The organism is Cupriavidus sp. Agwp_2 (genome assembly GCF_040784895.1).
GTDB lineage: Bacteria > Pseudomonadota > Gammaproteobacteria > Burkholderiales > Burkholderiaceae > Cupriavidus.
In genome coordinates, this window is the sequence record NZ_CP088083.1 from 667,725 (window position 1) to 690,284 (window position 22,560).

The 22,560-nt window shown below is 68.6% G+C and carries 17 protein-coding genes; 3 read left to right on the top strand and 14 right to left on the bottom strand.

All coding sequences use genetic code 11. The features are described from left to right. Positions 1-9: 9 nt before the first annotated feature. The 6 genes from LPA45_RS03125 to LPA45_RS03150 all read right to left on the bottom strand — a co-directional run bounded on the left by LPA45_RS03125 (position 10) and on the right by LPA45_RS03150 (position 6,409). Positions 10-582: a membrane integrity-associated transporter subunit PqiC gene (locus tag LPA45_RS03125; RefSeq protein WP_233527974.1), complete on the bottom strand. Its 573-nt coding sequence runs from the start codon at positions 580-582 to the stop codon at positions 10-12. 101 nt (positions 583-683) lie between these two features. Next, positions 684-2,330 carry an intermembrane transport protein PqiB gene (locus LPA45_RS03130; protein WP_116317267.1) on the bottom strand — a complete coding sequence of 549 codons (1,647 nt, stop codon included), beginning with the start codon at positions 2,328-2,330 and terminating at the stop codon, positions 684-686. Continuing rightward, positions 2,317-3,075 (bottom strand): paraquat-inducible protein A, encoded by a 759-nt coding sequence (locus tag LPA45_RS03135; protein WP_116317268.1) that lies wholly within the window; start codon positions 3,073-3,075, stop codon positions 2,317-2,319. Before LPA45_RS03135 ends, LPA45_RS03130 begins: the two co-directional genes overlap by 14 nt. Next, positions 3,072-3,779, bottom strand: a complete 708-nt coding sequence (locus LPA45_RS03140; RefSeq protein WP_116317269.1) for a paraquat-inducible protein A — start codon at positions 3,777-3,779, stop codon at positions 3,072-3,074. The genes LPA45_RS03135 and LPA45_RS03140 overlap by 4 nt, the downstream gene beginning before the upstream one ends. 7 nt (positions 3,780-3,786) lie before the next feature. Beyond that, positions 3,787-4,992 (bottom strand): AI-2E family transporter, encoded by a 1,206-nt coding sequence (locus LPA45_RS03145; RefSeq protein ID WP_116317270.1) that lies wholly within the window; start codon positions 4,990-4,992, stop codon positions 3,787-3,789. A gap of 277 nt (positions 4,993-5,269) precedes the next feature. Beyond that, positions 5,270-6,409 (bottom strand): HPP family protein, encoded by a 1,140-nt coding sequence (locus LPA45_RS03150; RefSeq protein WP_116317271.1) that lies wholly within the window; start codon positions 6,407-6,409, stop codon positions 5,270-5,272. A gap of 131 nt (positions 6,410-6,540) precedes the next feature. Here LPA45_RS03150 and LPA45_RS03155 point away from each other — a divergent pair, with 131 nt between their 5' ends. Further along, positions 6,541-8,313, top strand: coding sequence for a chloride channel protein (locus LPA45_RS03155; protein ID WP_116317272.1), 1,773 nt, complete (start codon positions 6,541-6,543; stop codon positions 8,311-8,313). A 17-nt stretch (positions 8,314-8,330) separates the two neighbouring features. Here the strand turns inward: LPA45_RS03155 and LPA45_RS03160 are convergent, their stop codons facing one another. Then, positions 8,331-8,750 carry an Lrp/AsnC family transcriptional regulator gene (locus LPA45_RS03160; RefSeq protein WP_116317273.1) on the bottom strand — a complete coding sequence of 140 codons (420 nt, stop codon included), beginning with the start codon at positions 8,748-8,750 and terminating at the stop codon, positions 8,331-8,333. Positions 8,751-8,908: 158 nt separating this feature from the next. Here LPA45_RS03160 and LPA45_RS03165 point away from each other — a divergent pair, with 158 nt between their 5' ends. After that, positions 8,909-9,787: a dimethylarginine dimethylaminohydrolase family protein gene (locus LPA45_RS03165; RefSeq protein ID WP_116317274.1), complete on the top strand. Its 879-nt coding sequence runs from the start codon at positions 8,909-8,911 to the stop codon at positions 9,785-9,787. 32 nt (positions 9,788-9,819) lie between these two features. Beyond that, positions 9,820-10,905: an ornithine cyclodeaminase gene (locus LPA45_RS03170; protein WP_116317275.1), complete on the top strand. Its 1,086-nt coding sequence runs from the start codon at positions 9,820-9,822 to the stop codon at positions 10,903-10,905. Positions 10,906-10,945: 40 nt separating this feature from the next. On the opposite strand, the gene LPA45_RS03175 is transcribed toward LPA45_RS03170, so the two are convergent. From LPA45_RS03175 to hutU, 7 genes are all read right to left on the bottom strand, one after another. Beyond that, entirely contained in the window at positions 10,946-11,542 is a 597-nt protein-coding gene (locus LPA45_RS03175) for a helix-turn-helix domain-containing protein (RefSeq protein WP_116317276.1), read from the bottom strand. 476 nt (positions 11,543-12,018) lie between these two features. Further along, on the bottom strand, positions 12,019-13,347 hold the full coding sequence (locus tag LPA45_RS03180) for a sigma-54 dependent transcriptional regulator (protein WP_116317277.1): 1,329 nt from the start codon (positions 13,345-13,347) through the stop codon (positions 12,019-12,021). After that, complete coding sequence (locus LPA45_RS03185; RefSeq protein ID WP_116317278.1) at positions 13,337-15,343, bottom strand: ATP-binding protein; 2,007 nt, start codon at positions 15,341-15,343, stop codon at positions 13,337-13,339. Before LPA45_RS03185 ends, LPA45_RS03180 begins: the two co-directional genes overlap by 11 nt. A gap of 192 nt (positions 15,344-15,535) precedes the next feature. Next, on the bottom strand, positions 15,536-16,849 hold the full coding sequence (locus LPA45_RS03190; protein WP_116317279.1) for a dicarboxylate/amino acid:cation symporter: 1,314 nt from the start codon (positions 16,847-16,849) through the stop codon (positions 15,536-15,538). Between the two features lie 735 nt (positions 16,850-17,584). After that, positions 17,585-18,553, bottom strand: a complete 969-nt coding sequence (hutG, locus tag LPA45_RS03195; RefSeq protein WP_116317280.1) for a formimidoylglutamase — start codon at positions 18,551-18,553, stop codon at positions 17,585-17,587. Next, positions 18,550-19,848 (bottom strand): MFS transporter, encoded by a 1,299-nt coding sequence (locus LPA45_RS03200; RefSeq protein WP_116317281.1) that lies wholly within the window; start codon positions 19,846-19,848, stop codon positions 18,550-18,552. Before LPA45_RS03200 ends, hutG begins: the two co-directional genes overlap by 4 nt. Positions 19,849-19,949: 101 nt before the next feature. After that, positions 19,950-21,617: a urocanate hydratase gene (hutU, locus tag LPA45_RS03205; RefSeq protein ID WP_116317282.1), complete on the bottom strand. Its 1,668-nt coding sequence runs from the start codon at positions 21,615-21,617 to the stop codon at positions 19,950-19,952. Between the last annotated feature and the right edge of the window lie 943 nt (positions 21,618-22,560).

Sequence of the window (22,560 nt, forward strand, 5' to 3'; positions counted from 1 at the left end):
GGAACCTGCCTATCGCCGCAGCGCCTCCACCCCCGCCGCAATATCCCTAGCCGTGCTTGCCACGATCTCGCGGTAAGCCGCCACCACGCCATCGACTTCGCCCGGCGCGGACAACTCCGCCTGCGTCCGGCCGCTGACCACCTTCCCGTCCGGCAGCCGCCGCACCGTCCAGTTGATCGTGGCGCCGGCGCGCTGCCCGACATCCGCATCGAGTCGCAGCACTTCCGTGGTGATCCGATACAGCGGCTGCACGTCCGACAACCCCTGCTGGTAGGTATCGACCGCGCCCAGCGTAGCCTGCAGGCGCTGTGACAGCGCATCGCGCAGTTCGTCCGGCAGCGGCGACGACCAGCGCGCCAGGTCGAGCAGGCGCAGGCTGGCGTCACTGCTGCCGTCGCGCACCACCAGTTGCGGCCGGTTGAGGCGCTCCGGCACACGCACCGGCGCGACTTCCAGCCACAGCGTGTTGGTCGACGGCACCGGTGCTGCCGCCGGCGGCGTGGCAACCGCCGTGGCGCCTTGCGCCAGCGTGTAGTAGCGCGGCTCCGGCGAGGCGCAACCTGCGAGCACGGCGGCGCCCATTGCCCCGGCAATGGCGCAGCGGGCGAGTGTGGACGCAAGTGCGGAGGCAAGTGCCGAGGTAGGTGCCGAGGTAGGTGCCGAGGTAAGGGAATGGCGCTTCATCATTCTTTCTCCGCCTTGCCGCGCAGCAGCGCTTCGGGATGGCGTTCGAGGTAGTCGGTCAGCGTGCGCAGCGACGTGGCGGTGCGCGTCAGCTCCTGCAGCATGCGGCGCGTGTCCTGCTGCAGCGGCGCGTCCGACGCCAGCGTACCGTTGGCCGTGGTCAGCGTCTTGCGCGCGTCCTGCAGCGCCGCCAGCACCTGCGGCGCGACGTCGCCGTTGAGCTGCTGCACCAGCTGGTCGGCGGTGGCGAGCGTCTTGTTCAGGCTCGCCACGGTTGCGCGCAGGTCCTGGCCGATCTGGTCGAACGGGATCTTGTCGATGCGGTTGACGATTTCGCCCACCTGCGCCTGCAACTGGTCAAAGGTACCCGGCGTGGTGGCGAACTCGGGGATCGGCGCGTCCAGGTTGACCTGGGCCGGCGGCGCCTTCGGGAAGAAGTCGAGCGCCACGTACAGCTGGCCGGTGAGCAGGTTGCCGGTGCGCAGCTGCGCGCGCATGCCACGCTTGAGCAGACCCTCGATGATCTGGCGGGCACGCGCGCGGTCTTCCACGTCGCGCTCGCGGAAGCCCATGCGCGACGGGTACAGCTCGACCACCACCGGCATGCGGAAGGCCTTCTTGTCGCGCTGGTATTCGATGCCGATCGAGCGGACCTGGCCCACGATCACGCCGCGGAAGTCCACCGGCGCGCCCGGCGACAGGCCGCGCACCGACTGGTCGAAGTTGAGCACGGCCAGGGTCGGCGCCAGTTCTTCCGGCTCCTTCATGGCGTCGGACTGGTCGGCCGCCAGCAGGAACTGGGTGTTCTCGGCGGCGGCGTCGGTGGCGGCGGTGCGGTCCGGCGCCTGGAACGCAACGCCGCCCAGCAGCACCGTCACCAGCGATTGCGTCGACAGCTTGAGGCCGCCGGCATCGAGCTTGAGGTCGACGCCGCTGGCATGCCAGAAGCGCGTGTCGGCGGTGACCAGCTTGTCATAGGGTTTGTTGACGAATACGCGCAGCGAGATGTCGCGCCCGTTGGGCTCGAGCTGGTAGGCCACCACCTGGCCCACCTGCACGCGGCGGTAGTAGACCGGCGAGCCGATGTCGAGCGAGCCCAGCTCGGACGCGCGCAGCACGAACTGCTTGCCGGATGAGTCGGTGGTCACCACCGGCGGCACTTCCAGCCCCTTGAATTCGCGCGTGGACTCGGACGACTTGCCGGCATCGACGCCAATGTAGGCGCCCGACAGCAGCGTCTCCAGCCCCGACACGCCACTGGCGGCGAAGCGCGGGCGCACTACCCAGAAGCGCGTGTCGGCCACCGCGAAGTTCTCGGCGTCCTTGGTCAGGTCGATCGACGCGATCACGTGCGAGCGGTCGCGCGCGAGCCGCACCGACTTGACCAGGCCGATATCGACGTCCTTGTAGCGCACCGCGGTCTTGCCCGGTGTCAGGCCCTCCGCGGTGCGGAAGCTGACGGTGATCTCCGGCCCGCGCGACGCCAGCGTGTGCACCAGCAGCGACACGCCGACGACCGCCGCGACGATCGGGATCAGCCACACCAGCGATGGCAGCCAGCGCGCGCGGCGCCGGCGCTCGGGCCGTGGCAGGCCGGGGCCGGGAGCGCCGGACGGGTTGGGCGGATGTTGTTCAGTGTCGGGCATTGTCGTCTTCCAGCGAATCCCACAGCAGGCGCGGATCGAAGCTGAGCGAGGCCAGCATGGTCAGCACCACGACCGCGCCAAAGGCCAGCGCGCCGCCGCCCGGGATGACGGTGGCCAGCGCCCCGGCCCGCACCAGCGAGGCCAGCAGCGCCACCACGAAAATATCCAGCATCGACCAGCGGCCGATCACCTCTACCAGTCCGTACAGCCGGGTTTGCTGCCGGATGCGCCAGGTCGCGCGGAAATGCACCGACAGCAGCAGGAAGGTGAGGATCACCATCTTCAAGAGCGGCACGATGATGCTGGCGATCAGCACCAGCACAGCCAGCATGTGCGAGCCGGACAGCCACAGGTAGATCACGCCGGACAGGATGGTGTCCTGCTGCGTGCCGAGGATCGATTGCGTGACCATCACCGGCAGCATGTTGGCCGGGATGTAGAGGATAAATGCGGCCAGCAGGAAGGCCCACGTGCGCGCCAGGCTGTCCGGCTTGCGGTGGTGCAGCGTGGCGCCGCAGCGCGGGCAGGGCTCGCCTTCCAGCGTGCGCGGGCTGACCAGGTCGCAGGCGTGGCAGGAGAGCAGGCCCAGGCGGCTGGCGGTCGGCACCTGCGGCAGCGGCGTGCGCTCGTCGTCGTCGGTGAGTTCGGCCACCACCTCGCGCGCGAGCCGGCGCGGGTGCGCCAGGCGGTCGGGGCGAGATGGCCGTGGCGCTTGCCGGGGCGGCGGCCGACTCGCGTCCGTCATCGGCCTCCCTCGCTTGCACCGCCGGCATCCCCTGCGCCTCCGGCCTCATCCTCCGGGGTTTCCAGGTAGCGCCACAGGTCGCGCGGGTCGAACGACAGCATCGCCGCCAGCACGATCACCAGCGCGGCGAACGACCACAGCGCGATGCCGGGCAGCACGCGCGCCATGGTGGACAGCTTCACCAGCGTGACCAGCACGCCGATCATGAAGACCTCGATCATGCCCCACGGCCGCGTTTGCCGGATGCCGCGCACGATGCGGTCGAAGCCCGGCGGCATGCGGTGCTTCGCCATCGGCACCAGCAGGTAAATCATCATCAGCAGCTCGGACAGCGGGAACAATATGGTGGTGGCGAATACCAGCGCCGCGACCAGCGCCATGTGGTCGTCGTACAGCGCCTGCACCGCGCCCAGCAGCGTGGTCTGCGTGCGCACGCCCTTGAGGTCCATCTCGACGATGGGGTAGGCGTTGGAAACCAGGAACAGGATCAGCGCGGTGACCACCAGCGGCAGCAGGCGCCGGTAGTGGCGCCGGCTCTCGCGGTACAGCTCGCCGCCGCAGCGCAGGCACAGCGCGCGCTCGCCGGGGGAGATCGGGGTGCGCTCGTAGACGGCATCGCAGTACTCGCACGCCACCAGCCGGTGCAGGGCGGCGGGCGAGGTATCGGGCAAGGCGGGTGCGGGGGCGTTGTCGGGACCTGCCATCAGCCGTTCAGCCGGGGTGCTTGCCGGTGGTCGCCGGCGGCACGTCGGGGTTGTCGACCACGGCGGGTGCCGCTGCTGCTGCCGTTTTAGCCGTTGCTGCCGGGGCGGGCGGCGCTACCGCAGCCGCGCCGCCCGGCTTCAGGTCGTGCGCGAGGTCCTGCGCCAGCTCGGCCTGCGAGCCGATGGTCCAGTCGCGCAGCAGCGCATACGCCACCGCCAGCAGCGTCGGGCCGATGAATACACCCAGGAAGCCGAACGCCAGCGCGCCGCCCAGCACGCCCAGCATGATCCAGATCAGCGGCATGCCGGTGCCCTTGCTGATCAGCAGCGGCTTGACGATGTTGTCGGCCATGCTGACCACGCCCACGCCCCAGACCACCAGGAAGATGGCCCAGCCAGTGGATCCGGAGTGGTACAGCCACAGCGCCGCCGGCAGCCACACCAGCGGCGGGCCCACCGGCACCACCGACAGGAAGAACGTGACGAAGCCGAGGATGGCCGCGCCCGGCACGCCGGCGATCCAGAGCCCGATGGCGGCCAGCACCGCCTGGATAAAGGCCGTGCCCAGCACGCCGTAGACCACGCCCTTGACGGTGCTGCCGGCCAGTTCCAGCAGGTGGTCGGCACGCTCGCCGGCAATGCGGCGCATGCCCGCGCGCAGCCAGGCAATGGCGAACTCGCCGCCGGTATAGAAGAAGAACGCCAGGATGATCGACAGCGCCAGCTGCCCCAGCCCCGCGCCGATCGACAGGCCGGCGCCGAGCAGCACATGCCCGACCGGCGCGATCAGCTTGCGCAGGTTGGCGACCATCTCGGAGTCGGCGTTGATGATGCGGTCCCACGAGCCTTGCAGGTACGTGCCGACATAGGGCAGGCTGCTCAGCCAGTCAGGCAGCTGCGGGATGCCGTGCTCCATGTAGCGGTCGACCAGCGCCGACAGGTCGTCCAGGTGCGCCGAGAAGCTGGCGCCGGCATAGACGAACGGGCCCAGCACGATCACCGTAGCCAGCAGCACGCAGATCAGCGCGGCCAGGCCGCGGCGGTTGCCGAGCCAGCGCGACAGCACGGTGTACGGGTACCACGAGCTGTAGGCCAGGATCGCGCCCCACAGCAGCGCCGTGGTAAAGGGCGCGAGCACAAGCAGCGAGCCGCCGATCAGGACGATCAGCGCAAAGACTGCTGCAATTTTCTCGATTAACTGGCCGGAACTCATCGATGGCTCTCCCTGGGCCCGCCGGTGTGACGGAAACGGCGTAAATATAGCCTACGCCGGGGCGGGCGATGCCAAAGGGCTGCTGGAGGGTGCTGGAGGGATGCTTCAGGCACCACATCGCGATGCGCCGGCGCAGCACGCCCGGGACGCATCCACAGTGCCATAGCTTTGTGACGTTGAACAGCGCGGCGGGCGTGCCGTCAAGGCATGGAGGAAAAGGCGCCGGGCAGGGCCGGCGCCAGCGAGGGGGTCAACCTCAGGCCAACCCCGGCCAACCTCAGGCCGGCACTGCCATCACGCCGCTCTTGAGCAGCGCGGCAACCAGGTCGGACTGCGTCACCATGCCGATCACGCGGCGGTGGTCGTCGATCACCGGCGCATGGTGCAGGCCGCCATCGGAGAAGGCCTGGGCCAGTTCCACCATCGGCTGGTCGGCGCGGGCGGTGACCACGGCGTGCGTCATCAGGTTGCGCACGGTGCCGGCCAGCCGGCGCGCACCGGTATCGCGCTGCGCGGCGAAGAAATCGCTCTGGGTGATGATGCCTTCGAGGCGGTTCTGCGCATCGACCACCGGCAGTGCCTTGATGCGGTGCCGCGACAGCAGGTGGCCAGCCTCGTGCGCGGGCTGGTCCGGCCGCACCATGATGACGTCGCGCGACATGATCTCGCCGCACAGAACGTTGCCGAAGTGGCGCCGGTACGCGCGCAGCTGCGCCGCCACCAGGATGGCCTCGAGGTCGTCTTCTTCGATGTCGAGGAATTCGCCGCGCGCCTTCAGGGCCGCGTCCAGGTCGGCGCGGTTAAAGCCCACGCGCTGGGTCGGCGGCACGTCTTTGGTGCCATGCTGCACCGCGGGCTCGGGCGGGCGGTGCGGGTAGCGCCGGCGCGACAGGTTGTTGAAGGCCAGCGCCATCAGCAGCAGCAGCATCGAGTTGAACAGCACTGGCACCACCACGAAGCCGAAGCCGAGAGCGCTGACCGCCGGGCCGCCGAATACCGCGGTGATCGCCACGGCCCCGCTGGGCGGATGCACGCAGCGGAACTGGAACATGACGGCGATCGCCACGGCCACGGCTGTCGCCGCGGCCAGGCCCGGGTCAGGGATCCAGCGCGCGCAGGCCACGCCCACCAGCGCCGCAAACAGGTTGCCGCCGATGATCGACCACGGCTGCGCCAGTGGCGAAGACGGCACCGCGAACAGCAATACCGCCGACGCGCCCATTGGCGCGACGAACCAGGGATTGAATCCGCCCAGCGTCTGGTGGCTGATCCATTCGGTGCAGAACAGGCCGAGCAGCGCGCCGAAGCAGCTCTTGAGGCGCTCATGTCGGTTGGCGGAGATCGGCAGCGGGACGAAAGTGCGCAGCCATGCACGGGTGTTTTGCGCCAGGGAGGCGACAGCGGGGGCGGTTGGCATTCTTGGACGGGGGCGGCTTGGGAATGGTGCACGTAATATATCACGCGGTGATATATTTGGCCGCCTTTGGTGCAGCGCATCCCCGTGTTGGGGAGTGATGCACCGCACAAGAGCAAAAAGGAGTCGCCCTCATGTCGTTCCCTGCGTCATCCACCGCCGCGCCCGTCGAGAAGCGTGACTACGCCGTCAACCGCCGCCTGCTGATGCTGTCGGCGATCGCGCTGGGCATCGGCGCGCTCAGCACCGTGGCGGCCAGCGTGCTGGTCAACCTGATCCGCTTCTTCACCAACCTGTTCTTCTACCAGACGCTGTCGCTGGCCGAGCGCTCGCCGGCGGACCATGCGCTGGGCGCGTGGGTCATCGCCGTGCCGGTGGTCGGCGGCCTGGTGGTGGGGCTGATGGCGCGCTACGGCAGCGACAAGATCCGCGGCCACGGCATTCCCGAGGCGATCGAGGCGGTGCTGTTCGGCAAGAGCAAGATGTCGCCGCGGGTGGCGGTGCTCAAGCCGCTGTCGTCGGGCATCGTGATCGGCAGCGGCGGGCCGTTCGGCGCCGAGGGGCCGATCATCATGACCGGCGGCTCGCTGGCGTCGCTGCTGGCGCAGTACCTGCACCTGACCGCCGGCGAGCGCAAGGCGTTGCTGGTGGCGGGCGCGTGCGCGGGCATGACGGCGATCTTCGGCACGCCGGTGGCGGCGGTGCTGCTGGCGGTGGAACTGCTGCTGTTCGAGCTGCGCCCGCGCAGCCTGCTGCCGGTGGCGCTGGCATGCGCGGTGGCGGGCTTCCTGCGGCCGCTGTTGTTCGAGGCTGGCCCGCTGTTCCCGCTGCAGACCGCGGCCGCGGGCACGCCGGCCCTGGCATCGTGCGTGATCGCCGGACTGTTGTGCGGCGCGCTGGGCGCTGGGCTGACGCTGGCGCTGTACCGCACCGAGGACGCATTCTCGCGCCTGCCGCTGCACTGGATGTGGTGGCCGGCGATAGGCGGGCTGGTGGTCGGCATCGGCGGCTATTTCGAGCCGCGCGCGCTGGGCGTTGGCTATGACGTGATCGGCGACCTGCTCAACCACCGCATCGCCATTGGCATTGCGCTGGGGCTGCTGGCGGTCAAGGCGGTGATCTGGATCGCGGCACTGGGCTCCGGCACCTCGGGTGGCGTGCTGGCCCCGCTGCTGATGCTCGGGGCGGGGCTGGGCACGGTGCTGGCGCCGTGGCTGCCGGGCGGTTCGCCCGAGCTGTGGGCGCTGGTGTGCATGGCCGGCGTGCTTGGCAGCGTGCTGGGCGCGCCGCTGACCGCGATCGTGTTCGCCTTCGGGCTGACGCACGACACGCACGCGCTGCTGCCGTTGCTGCTGACGACGGCGGTCGCGTACGGTTTCTCGGTGCTGACCATGAAGCGCTCGATCATGACCGAAAAGATCGCCCGGCGCGGCCTGCATATCTACCGCGAATACGGCGTCGACCCGCTTGAGCGCGCCCATGTGGGCGAGCTGATGACGCACGAGGTGGTGACGATCGATGCCGACCTGCCGGTGGCCGACGCCTTGGCGCGCTACTTCGGCGAACACGCCGCGCACCGCGCCTATCCGGTGGTGGCGGGCGGGCGCGTGCTGGGCATGCTGGAACGCGCCGCCATCCGCGGCGCGGCCGCCGGCGAGGTGCCGCCTGGCCTGCGCTGCCGTGACTTGCTGAGTGCGCCGGCGCATGTGCTGTTGCCTGAGCAGACCGCGCGCGCGGCCGCGGGGAGCATGGCCACGCTCAGCGTGGCGCGGCTGCCGGTGGTGGAAAGCGTGGACAGCATGCGGCTGGCGGGCATTGTGTCGCTGCGCGACCTGCTGCAGGCAAGTTCGCAGGTCCATCATGAGGAAGCGCGGCGCGAGCGGCTGCGGGGGCGGTTGGCAGGCTGAGGTTCAAGCCGGCGGCGCTATTTGTAGGTCGACAGCAAAATACTCGTCTCCGTCGCGCTGATCCCCTCGATCAACCGGATCCGGTCCAGGGTCCGGTCAAACGCCTCCAGCGTATCCGCGCGCAGTTCGGCAATGATGTCCCAGCGCCCATTGGTGGTATGCAGCGCCTGCACGTTGGGCTCGCCCCGCAGCGCCTGCAGCACCGTGCGCGCCTTGTTGCCTTCCACCGCGATCGTCATCCACGCGCGGATCCGGTGCGCCTCGGCCTCGGGCCGCAGGCGCACGGTATAGCCGACGATCAGTCCTTCCTTCTCCAGTTTGTCGATCCGGTTCTGCACGGTCGCGCGCGACACGCGCAGTGCCTGCGCCAGCGCGGTGACCGGCGTGCGTGCGTTGTCGCGCAGCAGGGAAAGCAGCTGTTGATCGGTGGCGTCCATGTGGGTATCGGGGGTTCTGGCGATTTGCCAGTGAAGTCTGTCGTTTTGCTAAGTGGAAGGCGCAAATTGCGCAACTTGCTGGCTATTAGTTAACACCAGCCTGCACCAGAATGCAATCGACTGATTTGTTTCCAGAACCCCAGAAAAAAGGAGCCGCCGTGATCCACACCCCCACGATCCTGATTGTCGAGCCGACCTTCTACGACGTGTCGTACAGCATCAATCCGTGGATGGACCCCGACGCCTGGGCGCGCGACCCGCGCGGCATGCACCGCAACGCCATGCAGTCCTTCGACGCGCTGCGCGCGGCGCTGGGCCGGGCCGGCTTCGCGGTGGAAGTGGCGGCCGGCGCCCCCGACCTGCCCGACATGGTATTCCCGGCCAATGCCGCCGTGGTGCTAGACGGCCGCGCACTGCTGGCGCGCTTCCGCTACCCGCAGCGGCGCGGCGAAGAAGCGCCGTTCGCGGCAATCTTCGGCGTGCTGCGCGAGCGCGGCCTGCTCGATGAAGTGGCGCTGCTGCCCGAGGGCTGCTTCCAGGAAGGCGCGGGCGACTGCATCTGGGATGCCGGCCGCGGCCACTTCTGGGCCGGCTTCGGTCCGCGCTCGTCGCATGAGGCGGCCACCGCCGTGTCGGAATTCTTTGGCAAGGAAGTGGTGGCGCTGGAGCTGGCCACCGAGCAGAGCTACCACCTCGACGTATGCTTCTGCCCGCTGTCCGGCGGCGAGATCCTCTACTATCCGCCGGCCTTCAGTGAAGCGGCGTTGCGCGAGCTGCGCGCACGCCTGCCGGCGCGCCTGCGCATCGAGGCCAGCGCCGACGACCTGCGCCACTTCAGCGTCAACGCCGTCAACCTGGACGACCAGGTGGTGATGACCCGCACCACGCCGCACCTGCGCACCGAACTGGGCCGGCGCGGCTACCAGCTGCACGAGGTCGACCTCTCGCCCTTCATGCTGTCCGGCGGCGGCGCGTATTGCATGACGCTGCGGCTCGACCGCAGCAGCGGGCCCGGCGTCGCCGCGGCCGCGGCCTGATGCATCCGCCATCGACAGCCAAGGAAACGATCATGAAAGAGACCGCCCGGTCGCTGTTCCTCGACGCCAACGACGTGGCCCGGCTGGTGGCCGCGGTCGGCGTTCAGCCCGCCATCGTGCAGATGGCCGACCATGTCCGCCAGGACTTCCTGCGTTGGGATGCCTTCGACAAGTCCGCCCGCCTGGCCAGCCATTCCGCCCGCGGCGTGATCGAGCTGATGCCGGTGAGCGACGGCATCCAGTACGCGTTCAAGTACGTCAACGGCCATCCGCGCAACGCGCAGCATGGCATGCCGACGGTGATGGCGTGTGGCATGCTGGCAGAGGTGGAAACCGGCTTCCCGCTGATGCTCGCCGACCTGACGCTGGCCACCGCGCTGCGCACCGCCGCCACCTCGGCGCTGGCCGCGCAGGCGATGGCGCGGCCGGGTGCGCGCACCATGGCGCTGATCGGCAATGGCGCGCAGGCCGAGTTCCAGGTGCTTGCCTTCCACGCCATGCTGGGCGTGCGCGAGATCGCCGCCTACGACATCGATCCCGCCGCCACGGCACGGCTGATGCGCAACCTTGCCGGCGTGCCGGGACTGGCGATCCGCGCCGCGGCATCCGTGCAGGCCGCGCTGGACGGCGCCGACATCGTGTCCACCGTGACCGCCGACAAGACCCGCGCCACCATCCTGACACCGGCGCAGGTGCGCCCGGGCATGCACCTGAACGCGGTCGGCGGCGACTGCCCCGGCAAGACCGAGCTGCATGCCGATATCCTGCGCCGGGCGCGCATCGTGGTGGAGTACGAACCGCAGACGCGCATCGAGGGCGAGATCCAGCAACTGCCTGCCGACGCGCCCGTGACCGAGCTGTGGCAGGTGCTGGCCGGCGACGCGCCGGGCCGTGTCACGGCCGACGACGTGACGGTGTTCGATTCCGTGGGATTTGCGCTGGAAGACTACGCCGCGCTGCGCTGGCTCTATGCCGCCGCGCATGCCCGGCGGGCGGGCAGGGCGGTGGAACTGGTGGCGATGCCGCCGGATCCGCGCAATCTCTATGGCTGGATGATGGCGCAGGCTGAAGACCGCGAGGCCGGGCTGGAACTGCCGCGGCTGGCATCGCTGGCCTGACCGCGAACGCGACTCCCCTCGTTGCGAGGGGGCGCTCGACTCAGCCGGCGCGCCCCATCATCAGCTGGGCGCGCAGGAAGCCCTTGACCTCTTCCAGCGAGGGCGTCTTCAGGAACACCATGATGCCCCAGTGCTGCAGCGCGTCGGCCACGCCATCATAGGCTTGCCGGTTGGTGATCACCGCAAAGATCACGTGCTGGCTGGCAAAGAAATTCTGCAATTTCTCGATGGTGGCCGACTCGGCGTCGTTGAGTTCGTCGACGTAGTACAGCACCACGCGCGGATGCGCGCTGACCGAGGTGATGACGGTGTCAAGCACATCGTCGACCACCACGCTCTTGAGCGGCAGGCCCCACTTGCCAAGCTGGCCGTGGATGCGCTGCGCTTCCTGGTGGTTGGGATGGAACACCACCAGGTCCAGGCCATGCGGCGCCGCCGCTTCGTGCCCGATGCGCGTCGCCAGCAGGCGATGCACGGTTTCCTTGTGGATGCGCCGGTGGCCGCCGTTGGTCTTCCAGGCGCCCAGTTCGCCGCGCTCTACCATCTTCTGGACAGTGCCCAGCGAGACATTGAGCAGTTTTGCCGCTGTACGCGTGCTGTAGTAAGGCTTTTCAGCTAGTGCCGGATCCAGTTTCATCCAATCACCCGTAGTCCTGAAGGCAGTCCGCGCCGGCAAGGCGCGCGCGGCACCAGACACCTGCGCCGCGTATGTCACTGCCAATGGTTGACTGACCCTGTGTCCTGGCCCGCTCCCCCGCCGGCCGGACGATTATTTATCGTCGAATTGACGTTTTTGTTATTTCCCGCAGACTGCCTGCAGATGATTGCTTTGCATGTCCCGGTTCCGGATTTGCCGGAAGCCCATAATATGCCGCAAAGGTCAGGCAATCAGTAAGAAAAAACTACAAATCCATCGCACTTTTGTTTTTCAACGCACATTGAAAACTGTGCCGTGCCATGGGAACGCGCAGTCAGTAACGCAGACACCGTGGTGCCCGGGTGGTTCCCCGCGCCGCTGTCCGATTTGTGGCAGTTGCTGAATTCAGCGGCCGCTCCAGAGCATGCCTGTCAGGCAATGATGCAACGCATGGCATGCGAGCTGCGATGACAGACCTACCGGTCTTGCAGGCCGTGCTTGCGCACCTTGTCGAACAGCGTGGTCTTGGCCACGCCAAGCGCCTCGCTGGCGCGGCTGAGATTGCCGTCGTGCCTGCGCATGGCATCGGCGATCAGCGCGCGCTCGAACTGGTCGACCGCCTGCGCCAGCGGCAGCGCTGCCGGAGCGGCAGTGCCATGGCCCGGGTTGCAGCCCAGCCCGAGGACGTGGCGCTCGGCCAGGTTGCGCAGCTCGCGCACATTGCCCGGCCAGGGGTAGGCGACCAGCGCCGCCAGTTCGGCCGCGCTTGCGGGCACGACCTCGCGCTCGAAGCGCAGCGCCGCCTGCGCGACGAAATGCTCGAACAGTGGCGGCACGTCTTCGCGCCGCTCGCGCAGCGCCGGCAGCTCCAGCGTGATCACGTTCAGGCGGTAGTACAGGTCGGCGCGGAACTGGCCGGCATCGGACAGCGTGCGCAGGTCGGCCTTGGTCGCCGCCACCACGCGCGCGTTGACGGGCACCGGCTGGTTCGAGCCGAGCCGCTCCACCACGCGCTCCTGCAGCACGCGCAGCAGCTTGATCTGCAGCGGCATCGGCATGCTTTCGATCTCGTCGAGGAACAGCGTGCCGCCTTCGGCGTGTTCGATCTTGCCGATGCGCCGGCGCGCGGCGCCGGTGAACGAGCCTGCCTCATGGCCGAAAATCTCGCTTTCGAACAGCTGCTCGGGCAGGCCGCCGCAATTGATGGCGACGAAGTGGCGCGCATGGCGCGGGCTGGCCTCGTGCAGGCAGCGCGCCACCAGTTCCTTGCCGGTGCCGGTCTCGCCGTGGATCAGCACGTTGGCGTCGGTGCCGGCGAGGTCGGCGATCAGCCGGCGCAAGCGTTCGACCGCGGGCGAATGGCCGATCAGGCGAGTTTCGAGTTTTTCGCGTCCGGCCAGACGTTCGCGCAGTTCTGACACTTCCAGCGCGAGCCGGCGCTGCTCCAGCGCGCGGCGCGTGGCATCGACCAGCTGCTCGGGCGAGAACGGCTTTTCGAGGAAGTCATAGGCGCCTTGCTTCATCGCCTGCACCGCCAGGCCCACGTCGCCGTGGCCGGTGATCATGATCACCGGCAGCGCGGGGTCGCGTTCGCGCAGCTGCGCCAGCAGCGCCATGCCGTCAATGCCGGGCAGGCGGATGTCGCTGACCACCACGCCGGCGTAGCCGCGATCCACCTCGCGCAGCGCCGCCTCGGCGCTGCCCACGCCGCGCGTGGCCAGCCCCTCGAGGCGCAGCGCCTGTTCGCAGCCCAGGCGCACGTCGGCATCGTCCTCGACGATCAGTACGGTCAGTTCAGCCGGCATGCTTGGGATCCTGTGCCCTGGCCTCGTGCGGCGCCAGCGGCAACACCAGCGTGAAGCAGGCACCGCCGTCGGGGTGGTTGGAGGCTGACAGGCTGCCGCCGTTCTCGTTGAGGATGCCGGCCGACAGCGTCAGGCCCAGCCCCAGGCCCTGCCCGGCGGGCTTGGTGGTGAAGAACGGCTCGAACAGCCGCGCGAAGGCTTCTTCGGACAGGCCTGCGCCGTTGTCGCGCACGGTCAGGTGGACCATGCCGCCGGTCACGTGCGCATGCAGCGCGATGCGCGGCGCGGGCCGGCCGATGACCGCATCGAGGGCGTTGCCGAGCAGGTTGACCAGCACCTGTTCGAGCCGGTTGGGGTCGCAGACCACGGCCAGTTCGGGATCGATGTCGCGCTGCAGGTCGGGCTGTACCGCTTCCACGCGGGTTTGCAGCAGGAACAGCGCGTTGTCGACCGCCTCGCCCAGCCGGGCATGCCTGAGGCCATTGCCCGACTTGCGCGCGAACGACTTGAGCGCGCCGGTGATGCGGCCCATGCGCTCGACCAGCCCGATGATGGTGTCGAGGTTGGTGCGTACGGTGGCATAGTCGCCGCGCTCCAGGAACTTGCCGGTGTTGCCGGACAGCGTGCGCAGCGCCGCCAGCGGCTGGTTCAGCTCGTGTGCGATGCCGGTCGACATCTGGCCCACCGCGGCCAGCTTGCCGGCCTGCAGCAGGCCGTCCTGCGCCTGGCGCAGCACGGTCTCGGCGCGGATGCGCTCGGTCACTTCGGCCTGCAGCCGGTGGTTGACGGCGGACAGGTCGGCGGTGCGCTCGGCCACCTTGCGCTCCAGCTCGCTGTTGGCGGCTTCCAGCGCGGCGCGCGCGGCCAGCCGCTCGTTGACGATGCGCCGGCGCACGTTCCAGGCCGCGCCCAGCAGCAGCACGAAGGCGGTCAGCACGCCCGCCAGCGCGGCACTGTTGAGCGCCGCCAGGCGCGCCTGAGAAGTATTGGTCAGCAGCGTCAGCTCCCAGTCGGTGCCGGGCAGGGCGGCGTGCTGGGCCAGCATCGGCGGGCCGCGGCGCAGGCGCACCAGTTCGTCGCTGCTGCCGACGTTGCCACCGGTGGCAACGGTGCCACCAGTGCCACCAGTGCCACCAGTGTCCCCGTTTCCGTTCGCGAGCTTGCGCACCGAGACCAGCGGCAACTGCGGCAGCGGCGCGCGGTTGTACTGCAGGCTGCGCGACAGCCGCTGGCGCGCCTCGTCTGACAGCGGGCGCAGTGCGGCCAGCTTCCATGACGGGTCCGAGGCCAGGATCACGACGCCGTTCTCGTCGCTCAGCAGCATCTGGCTGTCGGCGCCCTGCCAGCGGTTTTCCAGCGGTTCCAGCCCGATCTTGACCACCGCCACGCCGGACGGGTTGTCGCGCTCGCCAAGCGGTGCCGACAGGTAGTAGCCGGATTCGCTGCGCGTGGTGCCGACACCGTAGAAGCGGCCGAGCTGGCCCTCCATCGCAGCCTGGAAGTAAGGCCGGAAGCTGAGGTCCTCGCCCACGTAGCTGTCGGGGCGCTGCCAGTTGCTGGCGGCCAGCACCTTGCCGTGCGCATCGAGCACGTAGACCACGCGCGTGCCGGCGCGGGCATTGAGCGCGGTCAGGTATTCATTGGCGCGGGCCACGCGCGCGGTGTCGTCCGGGCGCAGCAGCAGCCCGGCGATGCGCTCGTCCAGCGACAGCAGGCCTGGCACGTAGTCGTAGTGCGCCAGCTCGCTCTCCAGCGCCTGCGTGTACAGGCGCAACTGCACCTGGCCGCGCTCGGCCTGGCGCGCCAGCGCGTTGTCGTAGCTGTAACGGTAGCCGAGCGCGCCGGCCAGCCCGACCAGCACGGCCAGCGCCAGCAACGCCAGCAGCGGTGCGGCGCCGCGCAGGCCGTGGGGCAGGCGGGCGGGCATGGCGTGCGTGGCTTGCGTGGCGGTGGGCGCGTGCGGGGTATCGCCGGGAGGGTGGAGCGGGCCGGTCATCAGGAAGTCTGGTCAGGCTAGGGGCGAAGCGGACGCGCCGGCAGGACAGTGATCCATGGCAGTCTTTTCCGGGGCCAGGGCGGCGCGGGTGCCTACTTTTACCACACCGGCGCGACCATGCCCGTGTCATGGATGCAAAAAGGCCCGGTTGCCTTGTCGGCAACCGGGCCCTGGCACACCTGGCAGGCTGTGTTACTTGCCGGCCACGGCCTGGACCGATGCCAGGCTGGTGGTGGTATCCGCGACGACGGGTTCTTCCTCGTCGGACAGTACCGGCGCGCCGATGGCGCCTTCGCTTTTGGCGACGACGGCGGTGGCAATGGCATTGCCGAGCACATTGGTCACGGTGCGACCCATGTCGAGTACGTGGTCGATGCCCAGCACCAGCAGGATGCCGGCCTCCGGCAGGCCGAACATCGGCAGCACGGCGGCGACCACCACCAGCGAGGCGCGCGGCACGCCGGCGATGCCCTTGCTGGTGACAAGCAGGACCAGCAGCATGGTGATCTGCTGGCTCAGCGACAGCTCGATGCCATACACCTGGGCCACGAACAGCGCGGCGAACGAGGTGTACATGATCGAGCCGTCCAGGTTGAACGAATAGCCCAGCGGCAGCACGAAGTTGGTGATGCGCTCCTTGACGCCGAAACGGGTCAGCTGGTCGATCACCTTCGGGTAGGCCGATTCGCTGCTGGCGGTGGCGAAGCCGATCATCAGCGGCGTGCGCATGCCCTTGAGCAGGCGGAACACGTCACGGCCCAGGAAGAAGTAGCCTCCCGCGATCAGCGCCACCCACAGCAGCGCCAGCGCCAGGTACAGGCTGCCCAGCAGCTTGGCGTAGACCGCCAGCACGCCCAGGCCCTGTGCGGCGATCACCGCCGAGATGGCGCCAAACACGCCCACCGGCGCGAACGCCATCACGTAGTTGGTGACCTTCAGCATCACGTGGCCCAGGCCCTCGATGCCTTCCAGCACCGGCTTGCCCACGCCGTCCTTGACCGTGCCCAGCGCGAAGCCGAAGAACAGCGAGAACACCACGATCTGCAGGATCTCGTTGTGCGCCATCGCCTCGGCGAAGCTCTTCGGGAACATGTGGGCGATGAAGTCGCGCAGGTTCAGCGCGCCGGTCTTCAGGTTCGAGGCGGCGTCCGCGGCCGGCAGCGGCAGGTTCATGCCGTGGCCGGGCTGCAGCGCGTTGGCCATCACCAGGCCGAGCAGCAGCGAGGTGATCGAGGCGCCGATAAACCACATCATCGCCTTCGTGCCGATGCGGCCGACGGCGCGGCCGTCGCCCATGCTGGCGATGCCGGCCACCAGCGTGGCGAACACCAGCGGGCCGATGATCATCTTGATCATCCGCAGGAACACGTCAGTCAGGATGGACAGGTGGTCCGCAATCGATTTCGCGGTGGCGGCGTCCGGCGCCATGTTGTGCACGGCGGTGCCGACCAGCACGCCTAGCAGCATCGCAATGAAGATCAGGGTGGGCAGTCGATTCAGTTTCATCGTGGATCAGGCCTGTGCGTCCGTTCCCCGCGGGCAGGGCCGGACGTCGGTATTGCGGGATGGCTGGCGGGCTTTGGAGGGCACGCACCGGCCATGCGGATTTTTTTCAGCGCGGCAACAGGTGCCAGCGAGTCGCCCGGGCGGCGAGAGGGGGGATGGGCAAGGCGGGGTCAGTCATGTGTTTCCTCCTTTGTTTTTTGGCGAGGCCGGCGCGTTGGGAAGCATGCCGGCCGACCTGTCTGGGCGCTGTAGCGGCGGCCTATATTGCACACGGCGTGCCAGGCGGGAGGGGCCGTCCGCGCTGTGCAACTCGTTGAATTCAAAGGGGAAATCGAAGTGACGCCGGCGCACGGTTCGGAGATCCGGATAGGCGGCGGGGAGGGGTGTTCGGGAATCCGAATGGTGTTCTAGGTGTAAACCCGCGATTTTGGAGGGGTTCGAGGGGCTGGGAGGGTTTGAAATTGCCGCTGGTTTGCCCCCCTCTCCCGCTTGCGGGAGAGGGGTTGGGGGAGGGGGCAGGAGGGTCAACGGCTGAGGCCTGTGGGTTAAACCGAGGGCCTTGCTTGATGTGGTGCCTTGCTAACCCACCCCTCTCCCCATGAGGCCATGAGGGGAGAGGGAGAACATCTTTGCTTAGGCTAGTTCGGGCGGTTTGGGTGCACCTTGCCTTGGCTAGTTCGCGCGGCTTGGGCGCACTTTTCTCAGGCCAGTTCGCTTGTCTTTGGTGAGCTCGCTTCAGCCACCCAACAACCGATAGCACAGCCGTGCCGCCACCCGCGCCCCACACCCATCGCGGTCATACAGCGGATTGAACTCCGCGATATCCGCCACGCGCAGCTTGCCGCTATCGCGCAGCCGCGTGGCGATGGCTTCCACCACCGGCAGCGGCACGCCGTAGGCGGCCGGCGCCGACACGCCGGGCATCACCGCGGCGGGCAGCACGTCGAGGTCGATGGTCAGGTAGACGTGGTCGGCCTCGGCCACCCATTCATCCAGCGCGGCCAGGCGTGCGTCGAGGTGGCGCTCCTGCATATCCACGTCCTCGACATAGCGCACCCCCAGCGTGCTGGCGCGCGCGAACAGCGCGGCGGTATTGCCGAGCCGGCTTACGCCCAGGCAGGCGTAGTCGAAGCGCAGGCCGCGGCGCTGGCAGTCGATGGCGATCTGGTCGAAGGGCGTGCCGGAGCTGGCGGGCCGGCTGCCGCGCAGGTCGAAGTGCGCGTCCAGGTTGACGACCAGCACGCGGCCCCGGTCGCCGTGCGCGTCCAGGTGCGCGCGCAGGCCCTGCCACGTGCCCCAGGCAACCTCGTGGCCGCCGCCAAGCACCAGCGGCCAGGCGCCCACCGCCAGCTCGGCGGCGACGGCATGGCCCAGCCGCTGCTGCGCGTCTTCCAGCGCATCGCCCTCGCAATGGATGTCGCCGCCGTCGATCAGGCGGCCGATACCGTGTGCCGGCACGCCCGCCAGCGCGCGGCGGATTTCGCGCGGGCCGTTGGCCGCGCCGGGGCGGCCCTGGTTGCGCAGCACGCCGGCATCGCAGCAGAAGCCCAGCAGCACCGGCACGCCGGGGGTGCGCGGCGCATCCGGAGTGCGGTGGCCGGCGACGATATCGAACAGGCGGCGGGTATCGCCCGCCTCGCCGGCATCGCGCCGGCCGCGCCAGACCGTGTCGCTGGACTGGGCGAGTTCGGCGAGGTCGCTCATTTCAGCCGGCGTCCCAGGGTTTCGGGCACCATCGCCAGGCCGATCAGCGAGACCAGGCCGCAGCCGATCACGTACAGCGCCGGGGCGTTGGCGTCACCGGTGATCTGGATCAGCCGGGTCGAGAAGTACTGCGCAAAGCCGCCGAAGATCGCGATCGCCACGCAATAGGCGATGGACAGGCCGGTGGCGCGCAGGCGCTGCGGCAGCACCTCGCTGACCAGCACCATCGACGCCGGCGCGGTCATCGACATCGGCACCGACAGGCAGCCCACCACCAGCAGCAGGCGTGCCAGCGACGGCTCGGCATTGATCAGCACGAACGCCGGGTAGATCATCACCAGCAGCGCCACGCGCGACCACAGCACCACGGTCTTGCGGCCGATGCGGTCGGCGAGCCAGCCGGCGAACGGCGACAGCACCACTTGCACCAGCGCTGCGACGCACGCGGCCCAGATGCTCAGCGACAGCGGCATCTTCAGCACGCTCACGGCGTAGTTGCTGATGTAGTAGACGACGATATAGGTGGACGAAGCCAGGCCGATCATCAGCAGGATGCTGGCCAGCACCTGGCGTGCGTGCGCACGCAGCAGCGGCCACTGCGCGGCGTGCTCGCCGTGGCGCGCGGGCGCGGCGGTTTCTTCGAGCCGGCGGCGGATCAGCAGGCCCACGGGGATCACCAGGATGCCGATCAGGAAGGCCAGGCGCCAGCCCCACGCTTCCAGGTCGGCCGGCGCCAGCACGTTGCTCAGCACCAGGCCGGTGATCGCGCCCAGCAGCGCCGCCAGGCCCTGGCTGAACGGCTGCCAGGCGGTATAGAAGCCGCGCGTGCGGTCATCGGCGTATTCGAGCAGCAGCGCGGTGGAGGCGCCCATCTCGCCGCCGATGGCAAAGCCCTGCACCAGTCGCGCCACCACCACCATGATCGGCGCGAGGATGCCGATCTGCGCGTACGGCGGCGTGACCACGAAGATCAGCGAGCTCAGGCCCATCAGCCACAGCGTCAGCGCCACCGCCGGCTTGCGTCCGGCGCGGTCGGCGTACATGCCGATCAGCAGGCCACCGAGCGGGCGCATCAGGAAGCCGACGCCAAAGGTGGCGAACGACATCAGCAGCTGGCCGGTGGGGTTGTCGACGGGGAAGTAGAGGCGGCCGATCAGCGTGGCAAAGAAGCTGTAGACCACGAAATCGTAGAACTCCAGGCCATTGCCGATGGTGATGGCGGCAATGGCGCGCGTGCGCGACAGCGGCGGCTGTGGCGCCGCGACCGCCACGCCGGCGGTGGTGTCGATGGACATGGGTGTCTCCGTGAAGGGTATGGCGACGGCCGGGCGCGCGCGTGGCGGCCCGGCCGGCAAGGCGGCTCTAGGTGGCCCGTGGTGGCCTGTAGCGGCCGAGATCAGCCGCGCAGCATCGGCAGGTCCAGGCCCTGCTCGCGCGCGCAGTCGACGGCGATCTGGTAGCCGGCGTCGGCATGGCGCATCACGCCGGTGGCGGGGTCGTTGTGCAGCACGCGGGCGATGCGCGCGGCGGCTTCATCGGTACCGTCGCACACGATCACCACGCCGGAATGCTGCGAGAAGCCCATGCCCACGCCGCCGCCGTGGTGCAGCGAGACCCAGGTCGCACCGCTGGCGGTGTTCAGCAGCGCGTTCAGCAGCGGCCAGTCGGACACGGCATCCGAGCCGTCCTGCATGGCTTCGGTCTCGCGGTTGGGGCTGGCGACCGAGCCCGAGTCCAGGTGGTCGCGGCCGATCACGACCGGCGCCGACAGCTCGCCGCTGCGGACCATCTCGTTGAACGCCAGGCCCAGCTTGGCGCGCAGGCCCAGTCCCACCCAGCAGATCCGTGCCGGCAGGCCCTGGAAGCTGATGCGCTCGCGCGCCATGTCGAGCCAGCGGTGCAGGTGCTCGTCATCGGGGATCAGTTCCTTGACCTTGGCGTCGGTCTTGTAGATGTCCTGCGGATCGCCCGACAGCGCGGCCCAGCGGAACGGGCCGACGCCGCGGCAGAACAGCGGGCGGATATAGGCGGGCACGAAGCCGGGGAAGTCAAAGGCGTTGGCCACGCCTTCTTCCTTGGCCATCTGGCGGATGTTGTTGCCGTAGTCGAAGGTCGGCACGCCCAGCTTCTGGAAGTCCAGCATGGCTTGCACATGTGCGGCCATCGAGGCCTTGGCGGCCTTCACCACCACGGCCGGCTCGCGCTGCGCGCGCTCGCGGTATTCGTCCCAGCTCCAGCCGGCGGGCAGGTAGCCGTTGAGCGGGTCATGGGCGCTGGTCTGGTCGGTGACCATGTCGGGGCGCACGCCGCGGCGGACCAGTTCGGGCAGCACTTCGGCGGCGTTGGCGCACAGCGCGATCGAGATTGCCTTGCCTTGCGAGGTGTAGCGGTCAATGCGGGCCAGCGCGTCGTCGAGGTCGGTGGCCTGCTCGTCGACATAGCGGGTCTTCAGGCGGAAATCGATGCGGCTCTGCTGGCATTCGATGTTCAGCGAGCAGGCACCGGCCAGCGTCGCGGCCAGCGGCTGCGCGCCGCCCATGCCGCCCAGGCCCGCGGTCAGCACCCAGCGGCCCTTCAGGTTGCCGTTGTAGTGCTGCCGGCCGGCTTCGACGAAGGTTTCATACGTGCCTTGCACGATGCCCTGGCTGCCGATGTAGATCCAGCTGCCGGCGGTCATCTGGCCATACATGGCCAGGCCCTTGGCGTCGAGTTCGTTGAAGTGTTCCCAGTTGGCCCAGTGGGGGACCAGGTTGGAGTTGGCGATCAGCACGCGCGGGGCGTCGCGATGGGTCTGGAACACGCCGACCGGCTTGCCGGACTGGACCAGCAGGGTCTGGTTGTCTTCCAGGCGGGTCAGGGCTTCGACGATGCGGTCATAGCATTCCCAGTTGCGCGCGGCGCGGCCGATGCCGCCGTAGACCACCAGTTCCTTCGGGTTCTCCGCGACCTCGGGGTCGAGGTTGTTCATCAGCATGCGCAGCGGGGCTTCGGTCAGCCAGCTTTTGGCGGTGAGCTTGGTGCCGCGGGGGGCGCGGATTTCGGTGTCGCGGAAGCGGGTGGTCATTTGGGTTGCTCCTTTGTGTGCTGGGCTGGCTTGGTCGGTCGCCTGGTTTTTGGCGACTGCATAGGCATGTATAATCTTGTATATACAAGTACGTATGAATCGGGGTTATCCCCTAGTCGGCTATCTTTTAGGTTCGTTTGTGGAACTACGAGCGCTTGGCGTTGCTTGGCGCGGGTTTTGTTCTGCGGTTTTTAGCCGTCTTCGCGATTGGTGACATGCTGTCGCCTGTTGAACCGCCTGGTTCCGCCCTCCTGGGCGGGTCACTTTTTGGCCGAGCGCCAAAAAGTAACCAAAAAGCGCGTCGCCTGAGCGGCTGGCTATCAATTTGGCGGCGTGGGTGGGTCGGGCGGCGGTGATTTCCGTTTTGGCTCAGTGCCCGTTCGAGCCTGCTAACGCTATGTGAGTCAGGGATAGTGCCTGGCGCTAACCGGCTCTTGAACGATCCCCATGCCGGCCGTAGGCCGCCTGCTACCCGGGATATTGGTGGGACGCCTTCGGCTGCGCTACGCGCGGGCCCAAGGTGGCAGAGCGGCCGATTTCGAACCGTTCACCGACAGCGCACTGCGAGCGCAGCGATGCAGATCCGTGCCCGAGCATGTCATCCGCGAGACTGAGCCGCGCGCAGCGCAGCCGTAGGCGATGACGCGATACCGCTCTCAGCAGGTGGCCTACACCCGTCCTGGGGATTGTTCAAAAGTCGGTTTTCGCCAGGCACCCACACTCACTCACCTGGCGTAGCAGGGTGGAATCGCGACCACGCCTCACTGAGACCAAAACCGCCCATATGACCAGAAGCGCCAAATTGGCTCAGCCAGCCGCAGGCGACGCGTTTTTGGTTACTTTTGCCGCTCGGGCAAAAGTGACTCGCCCCTTCAGGGGCGAAACCGGGGCACATCAACATCCACCAGATGTAAAGCCGCAGCCAGCGATCAGCAATCGATCA